General features: G+C 47.3%; 11 protein-coding genes and 1 riboswitch. Of the genes, 6 read left to right on the forward strand and 5 right to left on the reverse strand.

Going from position 1 to position 13,837, the window contains the following annotated elements:
* The first annotated feature begins 57 nt into the window (after positions 1–57).
* The 4 genes from folE (at position 58) to G3352_RS29250 (ending at position 5,975) form a co-directional block, all read left to right on the forward strand.
* The gene (gene folE, locus G3352_RS29235) at positions 58–651 is read left to right on the forward strand and encodes a GTP cyclohydrolase I FolE (protein ID WP_063568443.1); all 594 of its coding nucleotides are present in this window, start codon (positions 58–60) and stop codon (positions 649–651) included.
* Between the two features lie 257 nt (positions 652–908).
* Positions 909–1,763 carry a lipoate--protein ligase family protein gene (locus G3352_RS29240; protein ID WP_163761512.1) on the forward strand — a complete coding sequence of 285 codons (855 nt, stop codon included), beginning with the start codon at positions 909–911 and terminating at the stop codon, positions 1,761–1,763.
* Positions 1,764–1,833: 70 nt separating this feature from the next.
* Positions 1,834–2,058 carry a hypothetical protein gene (locus G3352_RS29245; protein WP_053779639.1) on the forward strand — a complete coding sequence of 75 codons (225 nt, stop codon included), beginning with the start codon at positions 1,834–1,836 and terminating at the stop codon, positions 2,056–2,058.
* Between the two features lie 269 nt (positions 2,059–2,327).
* Complete coding sequence (locus G3352_RS29250; RefSeq protein WP_163761513.1) at positions 2,328–5,975, forward strand: S-layer homology domain-containing protein; 3,648 nt, start codon at positions 2,328–2,330, stop codon at positions 5,973–5,975.
* A 134-nt stretch (positions 5,976–6,109) separates the two neighbouring features.
* On the opposite strand, the gene G3352_RS29255 is transcribed toward G3352_RS29250, so the two are convergent.
* Both G3352_RS29255 and G3352_RS29260 read right to left on the reverse strand, forming a co-directional pair.
* Entirely contained in the window at positions 6,110–7,381 is a 1,272-nt protein-coding gene (locus tag G3352_RS29255; RefSeq protein WP_163761514.1) for a Fe-Mn family superoxide dismutase, read from the reverse strand.
* Positions 7,382–7,577: 196 nt separating this feature from the next.
* Positions 7,578–8,606, reverse strand: coding sequence for an alpha/beta hydrolase (locus G3352_RS29260; RefSeq protein ID WP_076290486.1), 1,029 nt, complete (start codon positions 8,604–8,606; stop codon positions 7,578–7,580).
* A 358-nt stretch (positions 8,607–8,964) separates the two neighbouring features.
* On the opposite strand from G3352_RS29260, the gene G3352_RS29265 reads away from it, so the two are divergent.
* Positions 8,965–9,708 (forward strand): IclR family transcriptional regulator, encoded by a 744-nt coding sequence (locus G3352_RS29265; RefSeq protein ID WP_063568040.1) that lies wholly within the window; start codon positions 8,965–8,967, stop codon positions 9,706–9,708.
* A 119-nt stretch (positions 9,709–9,827) separates the two neighbouring features.
* Positions 9,828–9,941, forward strand: a riboswitch (TPP riboswitch).
* 363 nt (positions 9,942–10,304) lie between these two features.
* Positions 10,305–12,089 carry a phosphomethylpyrimidine synthase ThiC gene (gene thiC, locus G3352_RS29270; RefSeq protein ID WP_240343283.1) on the forward strand — a complete coding sequence of 595 codons (1,785 nt, stop codon included), beginning with the start codon at positions 10,305–10,307 and terminating at the stop codon, positions 12,087–12,089.
* 119 nt (positions 12,090–12,208) lie between these two features.
* Here the strand turns inward: thiC and G3352_RS29275 are convergent, their stop codons facing one another.
* The 3 genes from G3352_RS29275 to G3352_RS29285 form a co-directional block, all read right to left on the reverse strand.
* A complete protein-coding gene (locus G3352_RS29275) occupies positions 12,209–12,376 on the reverse strand; it encodes a hypothetical protein (RefSeq protein ID WP_163761515.1) in 168 nt (55 codons plus the stop codon).
* Positions 12,377–12,441: 65 nt separating this feature from the next.
* Positions 12,442–13,134, reverse strand: a complete 693-nt coding sequence (locus tag G3352_RS29280; protein ID WP_205525118.1) for a hypothetical protein — start codon at positions 13,132–13,134, stop codon at positions 12,442–12,444.
* A 202-nt stretch (positions 13,135–13,336) separates the two neighbouring features.
* Complete coding sequence (locus G3352_RS29285; RefSeq protein WP_163761517.1) at positions 13,337–13,504, reverse strand: hypothetical protein; 168 nt, start codon at positions 13,502–13,504, stop codon at positions 13,337–13,339.
* Positions 13,505–13,837: the final 333 nt, after the last annotated feature.

Consider the following 13,837-nt stretch of genomic DNA (forward strand, 5'->3'; position numbering starts at 1 on the left):
ATAATGCTGAAGTGAATAGCTGCTTGCAGCATGTGGTTCGAAAGGAGGCGTTCGGCAGTGGCTGGCGTTAAAGATTATTTGAATTCAAAAGTATCCGACAATCGGGAGAAGATCGAGTATCACATTGAGCAGATCTTGCAATTGATCGGTGAGGATAGTACGCGGGAAGGGCTGCTAGAAACGCCTGCACGCGTAACCCGGATGTATGAAGAGATTTTTGGCGGGTATGAAGTGGACCCGCGCGATGTACTTGGTGTGACGTTTGACGAGAATCATGAAGAACTGGTCATTGTGAAGGACATTGTCTATTACAGCCAATGTGAACACCATATGGCGCCTTTCTTCGGTAAGGTGCACATTGGATATGTACCGAGTGGCAAAATTGTGGGATTGAGCAAAATGGCCCGTCTGGTGGAGGCAGTTACCCGACGCCTGCAGGTTCAAGAGCGCATTACCTCACAGATTGCCGATATTCTGACTGAAGCGGTAGAGCCCAACGGTGTCATGGTTGTCGTGGAAGGCGAGCACTTGTGCATGTGTTCCCGCGGCGTGAAGAAGCCGGGCAGTAAGACGGTTACATCTGCTGTACGTGGTTCTTTCCGTGACAATCCGGCACAGCGTGCCGAGTTCCTGTCGCTCATGAAAGATTAAGATCGGCTCATTCCACTCGTTGGACAAGCCAGAAGCATCCGATCCTTTGGCACCATCATGTTGTTTCCATTTTAGTCGGCATTCTGCTGAATCTGAAATGGCAGTATAGATGCTTGTGCCAAAGGAAGCTTTCATAAATAAGCCGTGTTCCCTGGGGAACCGGCTTATTTATATATTACTTTTGCATTCGTGGTTTACATAAGGATCACGTAATTACTTCAATTCATCCAGATTAGTTTAGTCGGAGGCTATCTTATATGAGTGTATCGTCCAATTCAGATCAACCCGGATCGCCGGGAGCAAAGCAGCAGATGCAGCTGGATCATTCATTGCGTCTGCAGATTTGGGAGACACCGCTGCTGCGGCACGGGAGCAGTGTGCTTGAAGCATTTGCTTGGGAAGAAGTCATGTGCCGCCGGGTGGGAGAGGGTCAGTTGCCCGTTGCTCATATATGGCGGCATCCAGATGCCTTTGTAGCAGGGCTGCGGGATCGGAGGCTACCACAGGCGGTAGAAGCGATGGAACGCATTAGAAGCCAGGGAACAGCGGTCTGCGTTCGTCCATCCGGTGGAGCAGCAGTTCCCCTGAATCCAGGGGTGGTTAACGTATCTTTAATTTTGCCCAACCCTGGACGAGCCATCAATATACACGATGATTTTCGGGAGATGGCCTCACTGATTGCTGAATCGCTAACACCGTGGTCGAGTCAGGCACGTACGGGGGAGATCGAAGGCGCTTTCTGTCCTGGCGATTATGATGTCAGTGTGGGTGGACTGAAATTCTGTGGTATTGCCCAGCGCAGACAGGCCAAGGCTTATATCATTACTGCCTTTATCATCGTGGAAGGACAAGGCGACCAATTGGCAGCAGACGTGCGTAAGTTCTATCAGGATGCAGCAGACGGTGCCAGCGAAGGCTATCCGGATGTTCGGCCCGGAACGATGGCGAGTTTGCAGGAACTGGTAGGTGTCCCTTCTGCTGCGGCGTATACAGCCTCGCTGGTGCGTACACTGCGTCAGCGTTTTCCCTTGGCGGAGACGAGCCGTGTGTTGAGCGTGGATCGGGAAGCCGTTAGGCGAACGGCTGAGCAGATGAAACTGCGTTACGATTAGGTTCAGAAGCTTGGACTTGGAATTGGGTAATAGAGATGATATGATGTGATTTCGGAAGGAGAGTGTCTACATGGAAACTTTAAGATATACGTACTTATATGAGGTCATTTCAACAGGCGAAAAGTCTGAATTTAGCCAAATGGCTACAAGCAAGGAAGAAGCGGCTGCCCTGATCGTTGCGCGCATCGCTGATCTTGAATTTACAGGTGAAGAAGATATCAAGCTGGGCGATCTGATCGCAATTAGCAAACAGGTTGGCGACAACTATGTTGCCTGTGAGGGTTGCGCTTCTTAAGGTAAACGCTCTGCATAGTGGGTCTCAAATGATAAGCAAGTCTCTAGTATAGAGGCTTGCTTTTTTTTATCTGCATTTGGATTATTCGATTCAGGCGCGCCCCGCTGAACAACAAATTGCACGGGAAGAAACATGCTTATTTGAAAGTGGTTTTGCGAAAATGCGAGAAAAGGCATATTTTCACGAAAAATGCCGATAAATGTTCAGAATCCGTTCAGAGCTGATAGTTATAATCTTCCTACAACAGATAGAGAAGGGAAGATTCGAACATGCGAAAAAAGGATCACCAGAAGCGCGCCAGGCTCCTGAGACGAATAGGGGTCGTGATATTATCGTTCCTTATGGTCTTCGGTATGCTGCCAGTTGTGTTTCAACAAGGTGTCGTACAGGCCAAGAGTTGCTATGATTTGACGGAAAAAGATTCTGATGATGTTGAATGGAAGCTCATTAGTACGCCTGAAGAGCTCTATTGTGTAAGAGAAGACTTAAACGGTAATTACAAGCTGAAGAATGATATTTCTGAAGCAGCCATGAGCACGTTTTTGAACGGAGGATCTTGGACTCCAATTGCTGACATGATAGAAGATGAGCTTATGCCTTTTACAGGCAGGTTCGATGGAAATGGTTATTCAATTTCTGGTTTGAGAACAACAGATGATACCCAGAAATCTGTGGGGTTATTCTACGGATTACAAAGTGCTGAGGTTAAAAATCTTATATTAAATAATGTATCCTTTACAGGTGATGCGATGGTAGGTGGGCTTGCAGGAGAAATTAGAGAGTCACGCATTGAAGGCGTGCATATCAGCGGAAATATACGAGGGAATATAAGAGTAGGGGGCATCTCAGGATACTCGGACGAAAGTGAGTACCTGAATAATAGCACTAGTGTCACGGTAAGTGGCTTAGATGAGTATGGTGAATCCTTCGGTGGGCTTTTGGGTGAAAGCAATAAAGGCACAATCGTTGGAAATGCAGCAGAAGGCACAGTGAGTGGTTATGATTCTATAGGTGGACTTATTGGGGAGTCGAATGATAATTTCATCCGTCAAAGCTATGTTTCAGGACAGGTGACAGGTGACTACCTAATAGGGGGATTAGTTGGTCAACTTAATTTTGAATTAAGCCATACCATTGCAGACAATTATGTGGTCGGTTCTGTTAGATCTGATGCTTCAGGGAATAATGACTTTTCTGCTGAAGGTGTTGGCGGCTTGTTTGGTGAAGTGAATAAAGTACGTCGCTCGAGTAACACCTCTCAAATAAATGTACTTAATAATTATGTGGCGGCCTCTGTAAACGTTATGTTTGATAATTCATCATCACCCATTGATGATCAGACGATAGGGTCAGTCATTGGTAATTTGAATGATCCAGAGAATCAAGTTATCTTTACTAATAACTACTATGATTTAGCCAAGAGTAGTACGAACCAGCAGAATGGTTCTAATTATGCAACGGGTCTTACTACTGAGCAGATGAAACAACGATCTAATTTCAATGGATGGGATTTCGATGGAGTTTGGACAACTCGTAACAGGATCAATGATGGGTATCCGATCTTGCGTTCATCCAAGCTTATGTATGCACCGACTCCACCACTGCCCGATCCTACAATAGATTATCTGTATCCATATCCTATGAATGGAACAGTTACTCAGTCCACATCTAAAGTTAAAGTGAAGCTTAATGAAGCTGGTAGATTTTATTTTGACAATCAATTGTATGATGAGGAAATCGTAGGACAGTCTGACGAAGATACTAAATTACATGCCTTAGCTAATCTAACTTATGTTGATCTAGAAGCCAATGAAGAGAAATCGTTCTTGTTCACAGGACTGGACGAGAACACTTCGTATCGAGTGTTCCTGGCGGTAGAAGATAAGAATGGTCAGCTTAAGAACATGGGAGATCGGGGATATTCAACACTTGCAAACTCAACTCCTCTTCCACAAAACGTAGTGGCTACACCTGGTGATGGTCAGGTCGCCATTGAATGGACTACAGAGCCAGAATTAGATTATCGCGTGTATATGTCCCAAGGAACAGCAGCGCCTGAGGATCCCGATCTGTGGACGGATGTGACGGACAGTTACAGTGATGGACATATCAGTGATCTGACGAATGGACAGTCCTATGTATTTGCAGTTAGATCGTATGCTTCCGGTGAAGAAAATTCAGATTATATTGCATCTAACGTTGTGATCCCGCAAGAAGATAATAATAATGGTGGTGGATCTAATCCAGATCCAGATCCAGACCCAGAACCGAACTTTCCTGTACCACAGCATATAGTGGCAACAAAAGGTGAGAAAAAGGTTACGTTAACTTGGGATCCAATCATGAACGGATTAGCTTCGGTCTATATGTACGAAGGTTCATCAGCACCAGTAGACCCTTCACAATGGGTACTTGTTACTTCTAATATTTTGAATAGTAGTTGGGAAATTAATGATCTTAGAGAAGGCGAAAAATATATTTTCGCTGTTAGAGCTGTATATGAAGATGGCGTATCCGAATATGGAATTTCTAATTCAGTGAAGATTAATATAACCCCATCCAATCCAGAAACGCCAGGTAATGGGGGAGCTGGGGGAGTTATTACTCCAACTCCTGTAACGCCAACAACTCCACAAGCTCCACAGAAAGAAGTAATTAAAGTGGATGTAGCGAATGGGGATAAAGCTTCAACGATCGCTTCATTGGAGATTAAACGTACTCGAGGAACAGATGGTACGGTTAAGGATGAACTTTTTCTTGATCAGAGCAAAACGCAAACCATTATCGACCAGTTGAAACAGACAGGCTCCCGTACAGCGGTTGTCTTGATTCCTGACGCAAAAGATGAAGTATCACAGTGGGATATGAACTTCTCTCCACAATCGTCAGCAATGCTGGCAGAGCAAGGAGTGGAGCTGGTTATTTCCAATCCCAATGTGAAGATTACCATTCCGGCGAGTTCCTTGAACGGACACACAGATGATATTTATTTCCGTCTTGTACCGGTGAAGAAGGAATCCCAACGTTCAGAGATCCAAAAGAGAGCACAGGCGAATGAGTCGATCATCCAATTCGTAGGCACAACGGATATCCAGATCATTGGACGTCCAATGATGATCGAAACGAATCTACAGAGCAGACCTGTTACGCTCATATTGCCTTTAGATGCTAATCAGGTTGCAGGTGTGAAGTCTGAGGAGCTAGGTGTATATATTGAGCATAGTGATGGAACGAAGGAGCTTGTACACGGCAAAACGGTTACCCTAAACGTTGATAATCAGCAAGGCGTCGAGATTGAAGTAAACAAATTCAGTACATTCTCCATTGTTAAGGTCAAAGACTGGACAGACAACACATTGAAAGCACACCCTTATATTCAGGGGTATACGGATGGCAGTTTCCGACCAGAGCGTAATGTAACTCGTGCGGAAATGGCAACAATAATCACACGTATTCTGGGAGCATCTACTCTTGAGGGAAGTCATGAATCTACAGATGTTACATCCAGCCACTGGGCACAAGCGGCTATATCAGCAGCAGCCCAATCCGGTTCTGTTCAAGGCTATACAGATGGCAGCTTTAAGCCGGATCAAGCGATTACCCGCGCGGAAATGGCCGTCGTGTTACAGCCGTTATTAACATCTGCTCAGATGACTACTGCGCCGACAGCATTCACCGATGTGAACGAGCATTGGGCGCAACAAGCAGTAGAACAATTAAGTTCGGCGGGAGTAGTTACCGGATACAAGGATGGCACGTTCCGTCCAAGTCAGCCGATAACCCGCGCTGAAGCTGTTACAATGCTGAATAAGCTGATCGGTCTTCAAGCTGAAACGAATGCGGCAGGACATTGGTCGGATGTACCTGCCACACATTGGGCTTATGAAGCGATTGAGGCAGCTTCTATCCGCAAGTAAATAGTTGTATTCAAACACAAAGAGATATCTTTCAGTCATTCGGCTGGAGATATCTCTTTTTTACATCAATATATAGCACCATGGATTCAATGCGCACCAGAGTACTCCCCGATGCTATGCTTAGCCCGAGAATCCTAATAAGGCGGCCATAATAACTTGCGAGCAGTTTCGTAACGTTCCGCCACAGCTGGCCAGTACACAACCTTCCACCAGTCCTCGATATATTTTTTGCGTTCATTCTGGTGTTTCAGATAGTAGGCATGTTCCCATACATCAAGCGGCAGGAGAGGCACGATGTCGGACTGAGATAAATTCTGGTGTTTCTCGGCCTGTAAAATTTCCAATCTATGCGCCCGCGGGCTCCATACCAGCATGGCCCAGCCGCTGCCTTCCACTTTGTTGGCGGCTTCGGTGAATTGATTCTTGAACGCTTCAAAGCTGCCAAAATCCCGCTTGATCTGCTCTGCGAGCATACCGGAAGGCTTGCCTCCGCCTTTAGGGTTCATGATCGTCCAGAAGATCGTATGCAGGTAATGGCCTGCACCATTAAACGCGAGTTCACGTTCCCAATGTTTGACGAGTTCAAAATTATTCTTTTTCCGCGATTCTGCCAGCTTTTTCTCCGCGGTGTTCAGTCCGTCCACGTAGGATTGATGGTGTTTGTCATGGTGTATGCGCATCGTCATCTCGTCGATATGTGGTTCCAGCGCATTGTAGGCGTAGGGTAGGGGTGGCAGTGTGTGCCCTCCAATAGGCACGGGTTTCTCCTTGACCGGCGCAGCTGTAGAATTGGTTGTGTCTTCTGCATTTGCATCGGGAGACTGTACAGTCGCTGAAGATTGTGCCTGTACCGCTGGAGTGGAGTTATTGATTTTTCCCGCAGCATTGGACGATTCTTCTACAGCTTCACGATAGGGCTGTTCGGACACGGGCGCTGAAGCAACTTGTACGTTGGGATCAGACTCCAAATCCCGCAAAGCTCCAGATTGTTTCAGCGTTTCAAGTACCCCCAGGAAATACTCGGATTCACGTATAAAATGCAGAATAACCACTTTGGCAATCGGCACTTGCTGAACAGCAGTACTTTGCTCCAGCAGGACGTATAGCTGTCTAATAAACTCACGCGATTGTGTGCAGGCCGCAGCCACGAGCTGTTCAATGCAGCGGATGATGTAAGGAGCAGGCGGCTGGGTTCCCGGCAATATTTGCTTCAACAGCTGATTTGCGACTCGTTCGCTGTTCTCAAAGATTGCCTCCCACTCCGCAAGCCATTTGACATAAGAGGGTTCAAGATCAGGAACCAAGGCACGAATGACAATCGTATGTTCCTTCTCTTGCTCTTTCCAGAAACGGATTTCTTCGAGTATCCGCAGAGGAAGCAGATGCCCATATTCATACCAATTCATAAGCGGTAAACCTCCGTTCAGATGAATTTGAATTCAGATCCAGCAGCAGAAATGAATTTTGCTTCCCCGGTTCGTTCAATTTTGTAATGTACAAGGTAGGCTGTCTTTAATTACATCCCAAAAGTATATTCTTCAGGCATGTTGTCCTATGTACACAAAAAAAGAGCCCCATAGGGGCCCTTGAATTATCGGATTTTCACGATTCTCCGGTATTGGTATTTTCCACATCATCGCTGCTCGTCTTGGTCACATGACTCAGGAATGTGGAGACACGGCGCAGATATTCCTTCGGATGCTCCCGGAAGATCAGCTCATGATGCGCCCCGTCCACAATCCATTCATCGGAATTTGAATTGGTTTGGTTGCCGGCAAGCAGCTCTGCAATGGGGTAAGGAGCTTTCTCATCCTCTGTACCATGGATGAAGAAAATCGGGAAAGGATAATCTTCTTTTTTCACTTCTTGATACGGAATCTGCTGCAATCCGGTCCCGTTCAGAATCGGGAACAGCAGGTTCATAATCTCCAGCGTAGGCTGCCGCGGAAGATCAATCTGGTTATGGATGTTGTGATACAGCGTATCCGGCTCGAGCAGGAACGTGCTGTCCAGAATCATAGCATCCACATCTTTGGTAATCAGCCCAGTCTGCAGGGCTGTACCTGCACCCATGGAGAATCCCCATACGACAAGCTCCTGCGCTCCGCGCTGCTTCGCAAACTGGATAGCACCAAGCAGCTGCTGGGACTCGGCTTTGCCGCCTGTGGCGACAGCTTTGTTCACCTGTGAAGCGAAACCGTAATCGAACATCACCACATTGAAGCCGAGTTGGTGAGCATAATGGGCCAGGTCATACATCGGCACCCAGGTTTCTTCACGATTCGCACCATATCCATGGCTGAATATGATGGTTTTGTTTGCATTATCATCAGCCGGAATATACCAACCCTGCATTGTTCGACTGCCGTCTGCTGCCGGGAACGTGATGTCTTGATACTTCATGTTCTTCGCCTGCATGGGATTGGAGAATACAGGCGCTACAGTTGGATTGGATAATACCCAAGCAATATAACCGTGCAGTGCAATGAAACAAAAGAGCAGAAAAAATACAACGGAGAGCAACAACGCCACGACAATATGTTTGAACCGGATCAGCCTCGGTGATAACGAAGAAGGCAGATCTGACACTTTCGTTTGCAGCGGGGCTTCGCTCTGGGATGTCGGATACATGATTGCCCCTCCTTTAAAAATCAAATGAAGATAACAACGAGACGAACAGAGCGGATAAATGATTTTTCTGACTACTTATGAAGCAAAATCTTAATTTAATATATCTTTATCGTATGTTCCAATATAGTCAAAGTCAATTGATTGAGACCATTTGTTACGCAATTGTTATATAGTTCTGAAGATATATGGGTAACATTTCCTTAGGGTGCAAAATGCAGGGGATTCTAATTTATAAAAAGAAAATATTTACAAATATCCCTATTCCAATTGGCGCTTTTTGGTTTACAGATGAGACCGTTTCTCATATAATTTATGTAACCAAGTTTCATGTGATGAAACATGAGGAGGGCAACTTGCCATGGAAGACCGAAAGTTAACCGTCCGGGCTGTAGAACGGGCGCTGGATATATTATTGTGTTTTACAACCCGCAGTGATCTGGGACTCACGGAAATTGCCAGCCAGATCGGTCTGCACAAAAGTACAGTCCATCGTCTAATGGCTACTTTGGAGGACAAAGGGTTCGTGATCCGGGATGCGGCCACCGAGAAGTATCGACTTGGCATACGCATCTGGGAACTGTCTGCCCATATGTCTCGCAGCGATGATCCTGCCATTTTGCTCCTTCCTGCGATGGAGCGGCTGAGAGATCGACTGGGCGAAACCGTGAGCTTATATCTGCGTGACGGCAGTGAGCGGATTCGAATTCAAGCCGTGCAGAGTGATCAGGCGATTCGTCGTGTAGCTCCGGTGGGCGTCAGACTTCCGTTATCCGTGGGAGCCTCCAGCAAAGTGCTGATGGCTTTTGCCACCGAAGAGGACCGCGAAGATCTGATGAATGGACCGGAATGGCCGGTATTTATCGATCCCAAAGTATATTTGGCACAGATGAAAGACATTCTGGAATATGGCTACGCAACAAGTTATGAGGAACGTGAACCGGGAGCCGCCGCTGTATCTGTACCCATTATGGATCGGAAAGGCAACATCGCTGCTGCTCTGTCAGTATCCGGGCCAGTTAGTCGTCTCTCACAGGAGACGCTGCATGAATATGCACCTGTGCTGAAGGAAGCTGCGACACAGATGGGACTTATGTTATCCTGATCTTATTTTCTGGAATTTAAAGGTTGTTTTTATGATTCGGTTGCGCTACTCTGTAATGGATGGCCCAACGGGGTCAGGATAATTGAATATGAATCTGCGGCCTAGATGCTGCAACTTGTTAACGTTACTGGGGGAGTCCGAATTGTCCGGACTGAGACGGAATCGCATGAGATTCCGGACCCTTTGCACCTGATCTGGATCATACCAGCGTAGGGAAGTAATCGGCGATACGATCACGAACACCATATAATTTGACCTATGGATAGGCTCCACTAAGGAGTCTCTATAAGGTGTGTTATTGGTGATGGAGATAAGCCGGTTCCCTTGGGAACCGGCTTTTTTTATACAGTAAACAGGCGAAAGCTGGTGTCAGAGCTGCTTTTGGATAAAGAGCTGGGAGCATTGGCGAGCATCGGGTTCCGATATCTTTTGCCTCGAATGTCTGTATTACTTGAATTGTATGTCTCTATTTTGTGTTGTATGGTCGCTCTTTCTTTTTCTATGTTGTGGATGGTTTGGATCCGTGCGCAAGCATTTCAACCCAGGCAAACACCAATGAGGAGGAGACAAGAGCGATGAGTACAGGAAATCGAACGATGGGACAGGACAAGCAGGATCAGCAGTTGGCAAAGGAAAAAGGTACGGCAGGGCGGGTTCAGCCCTTCCCGGGCAGCCGCAAAGTTTACATTCATGGCTCACGACCGGACATTGCAGTACCGGAGCGTGAAATTGCCCTTCATGACACCAATACTCCTCAAGGAGTGGAGCATAACGAACCGCTGCGTGTCTACGATACGAGCGGACCGATGACCGATCCCGAATTTCATGCCGATATCCGGGCAGGGCTGCCAGCGCTGCGTACCCGCTGGATTACGGAGCGTGAAGATGTTGAAGCCTACCAGGGACGAACGGTAAAACCGGAGGATAACGGATTGAAAGCTGGAGGGAAGCGAACTGGAGCCGAGAAGTATCCGGGCTTGCGTGGTAAACCGTTACGGGGACAGGCAGGGCGCTGCGTGACCCAGATGCACTATGCACGGCAGGGAATGATCACGCCGGAGATGGAATTCGCCGCCATTCGTGAGGGTGTGGAACCGGAATTTGTGCGGCAGGAGCTAGCGAGTGGCAGGGCCATACTGCCGTCGAATATTAATCACCCGGAGAGTGAGCCGATGTTGATCGGGCGTCATTTTCATGTGAAGATCAATGCGAACATCGGTAACTCTGCCGTATCCTCCTCCATCGAGGAAGAGGTGGAGAAGATGACCTGGGCGGTACGCTGGGGATCGGATACCGTGATGGATCTGTCCACAGGCAAAGACATTCATACGACCCGGGAATGGATCATCCGCAATTCACCTGTGCCGATTGGAACAGTACCGCTCTATCAGGCGCTGGAGAAGGTCAATGGAGAAGCTGAAGCACTGACCTGGGAGTTGTATCGTGACACGCTCATTGAGCAGGCAGAGCAGGGTGTGGACTACTTTACGATCCATGCAGGCGTGCTGCTGCGATATATTCCGCTGACCGCCAAACGTATGACGGGCATTGTGTCACGGGGCGGGTCCATCATGGCAGCATGGTGCCTTGCGCATCATCAGGAGAATTTTCTGTATACCCATTTTGAAGAAATCTGCGAGATTATGAAGAGGTATGACGTGGCATTCTCGCTCGGAGACGGACTGCGCCCAGGAAGCATCTATGATGCCAATGATGAAGCCCAGATGGCGGAACTGGCTACGCTTGGAGAACTAACACAAATCGCCTGGAAGCATGATGTGCAGGTGATGATTGAAGGTCCGGGGCATGTGCCGATGCACAAGATCAAGGAGAATGTCGATCTGCAAATGGAGATATGTAAAGAGGCGCCGTTCTATACGCTGGGACCGCTGACGACCGATATTGCACCAGGATATGACCATATTACCTCGGCAATTGGAGCAGCAATGATCGGTTGGTTCGGCACGTCGATGCTCTGTTATGTTACGCCAAAAGAACATCTGGGCCTGCCCAATAAGGATGATGTGCGGGAAGGCGTTATCGCCTACAAGATCGCTGCTCATGCCGCTGATCTGGCGAAAGGTCACCCGCGTGCCCAGCGACGGGACGATGCGCTGTCCAAAGCACGTTTTGAGTTCCGCTGGCGCGATCAGTTCAACCTTTCGCTGGACCCGGAACGTGCGCTATCCTACCACGATGAGACGTTGCCGGCGGAAGGGGCCAAGGAAGCTCATTTCTGCTCCATGTGCGGGCCGAAATTTTGCAGCATGCGCATTACGCAGGATATTCGTGCTTTTGCCGCAGACAAAGGTTTGTCCGAAAATGAGGCCGTGGCAGCGGGTATGCAGGAAAAGGCTGAGGAATACCGGACACGCTCTTAGGCGCCGTTACAGCGCAATCTGGGCAGCCTGACATGGTAAAAAGCCGTTCCTCTCCGTGATCGCGGAGAGGAACGGCCCTTTTTCTGAGTTCTTGTATGTGTACATCATCTGAAAAACGTTCAGTTCTCATCAGGATGAGATTCTTGATTTTTCTTGTTCCACATTTTATATAAAATCCCCGCAATAACAAATAACAGTGCATCACTGAGTTTGAGATTACTTCCATGTAAAAATGCCGAACAGGCAAATCCAACTACAAATAATATAACAACATAAAGAAAACGCACGCTTATTCCTCCCGTTAATTGTAGACGTAGATGATTTGAATGGCTTACATCTCGGATTCAAACACTCAACGCCGAACTATGTTCAACTTCTTCTCGAAATAAGCTGCAAGCGATGCCAGCGGGCTATAGATCGCCATGCCTGTATCTGATGTGACCCGTACTGCTGCGGGAGCCATCGACAGTTGAGCGGCGACTACCGTGTTATCTGGATACTGCTCAGCAAGTTGCTGTAGTCCGGTGCTCACCGATGCAAGATAGCCTTCCTTATCGCCTCGCATAATTAACTCGAATGTGCCCGGGATCAGTATTGCTTCAGTCTTTATGGTCACGGCCTCGTGTCGCTGCTCATCCTCATCATCTTGCTGCAAAGCCAGATTCACCCGCGCCATCGTTCCCTCAATAGTTGCTGGGTTGGTAAACGCTAGAATGTACTCGCCAGGATTCTGCTGCATTTCCCGAAGTAATGGATCATCAATTCCAATCACGGGGATGGGAACATGCTGTGCCTCCTTCTCAAGTACGGCCGCAAACAGAGTACAGGTGACGAGGATGGCATCTGCATGACAATGTGCGATCCATTGCAGCGTTTGTGATACTTTCTCATGCGTAACTGCCTCGGTGAAATCAGCATCATGTTTGAGGCGATCCAGCCCCGGATCGACATAATGTACAAGTTCAACCTCATAAGGAGCGAGAGCTTCTTCAATCAGTGAAATATTGGAATAGTGAGCGTGAAAACAGCCAATGGTCATCATCATACTTGCCCCCTGAAATGGATTATGTCTCATATAAGTTCCGCAGATATTTAACCCATTATAGGGATGTGACAATAGACTGTACATATTTAAAATATTGAGGTAACAACATTTATCGTGAAAACGCGAATAACCGTTCATCTACAACTTCGCAGAGGAACGGCGCAAACCACGTAAGCGTTTCTCAATTCGCTCGTCTTTTCATTTATCGCATAGAAGGGGTAGCATTCTTTTTAGCCATTTTTTGTTGCAAAATTTCATGAAAGGATAGACCTTGAGTGTTCTCATTCTCCTTTTTGGGAGCAGTGGTCGCCGTGTTGCGCGGATATTGATGGTGGTACGGGATCATTTGCTGAATAGGCATGCGGATCATCTTGGTTCCTCCTTTAATGCATTTTCGAATATGCATATGTGATTATTATTAGGTTATGTATTCCGACGGGTTATCGTCTCTGTTACGCAAGTAGGTATATGTGACTTGTTAGACGAAACAGGCAACTTTAAGGTGTAATTCCAATTGGATTGTAGTGATTTTACCCCGTATTCAGGAGATGTAAACGTTTTTAAGTAAATTCAGGAGAAAAGGACCGCATATGTGAGGTTTCGTATGGGAGGATAGAAGCGGTTGTTAAGTGAATAGACCCAGTTTTCGGAATGCCAATTGTGTCGAAATTAAGACATATTGTCTGGTTGTATAGGTACGGCG

Source organism: Paenibacillus sp. ALJ109b (assembly GCF_010747435.1).
In the GTDB taxonomy this organism is placed as follows: domain Bacteria; phylum Bacillota; class Bacilli; order Paenibacillales; family Paenibacillaceae; genus Paenibacillus; species Paenibacillus taichungensis.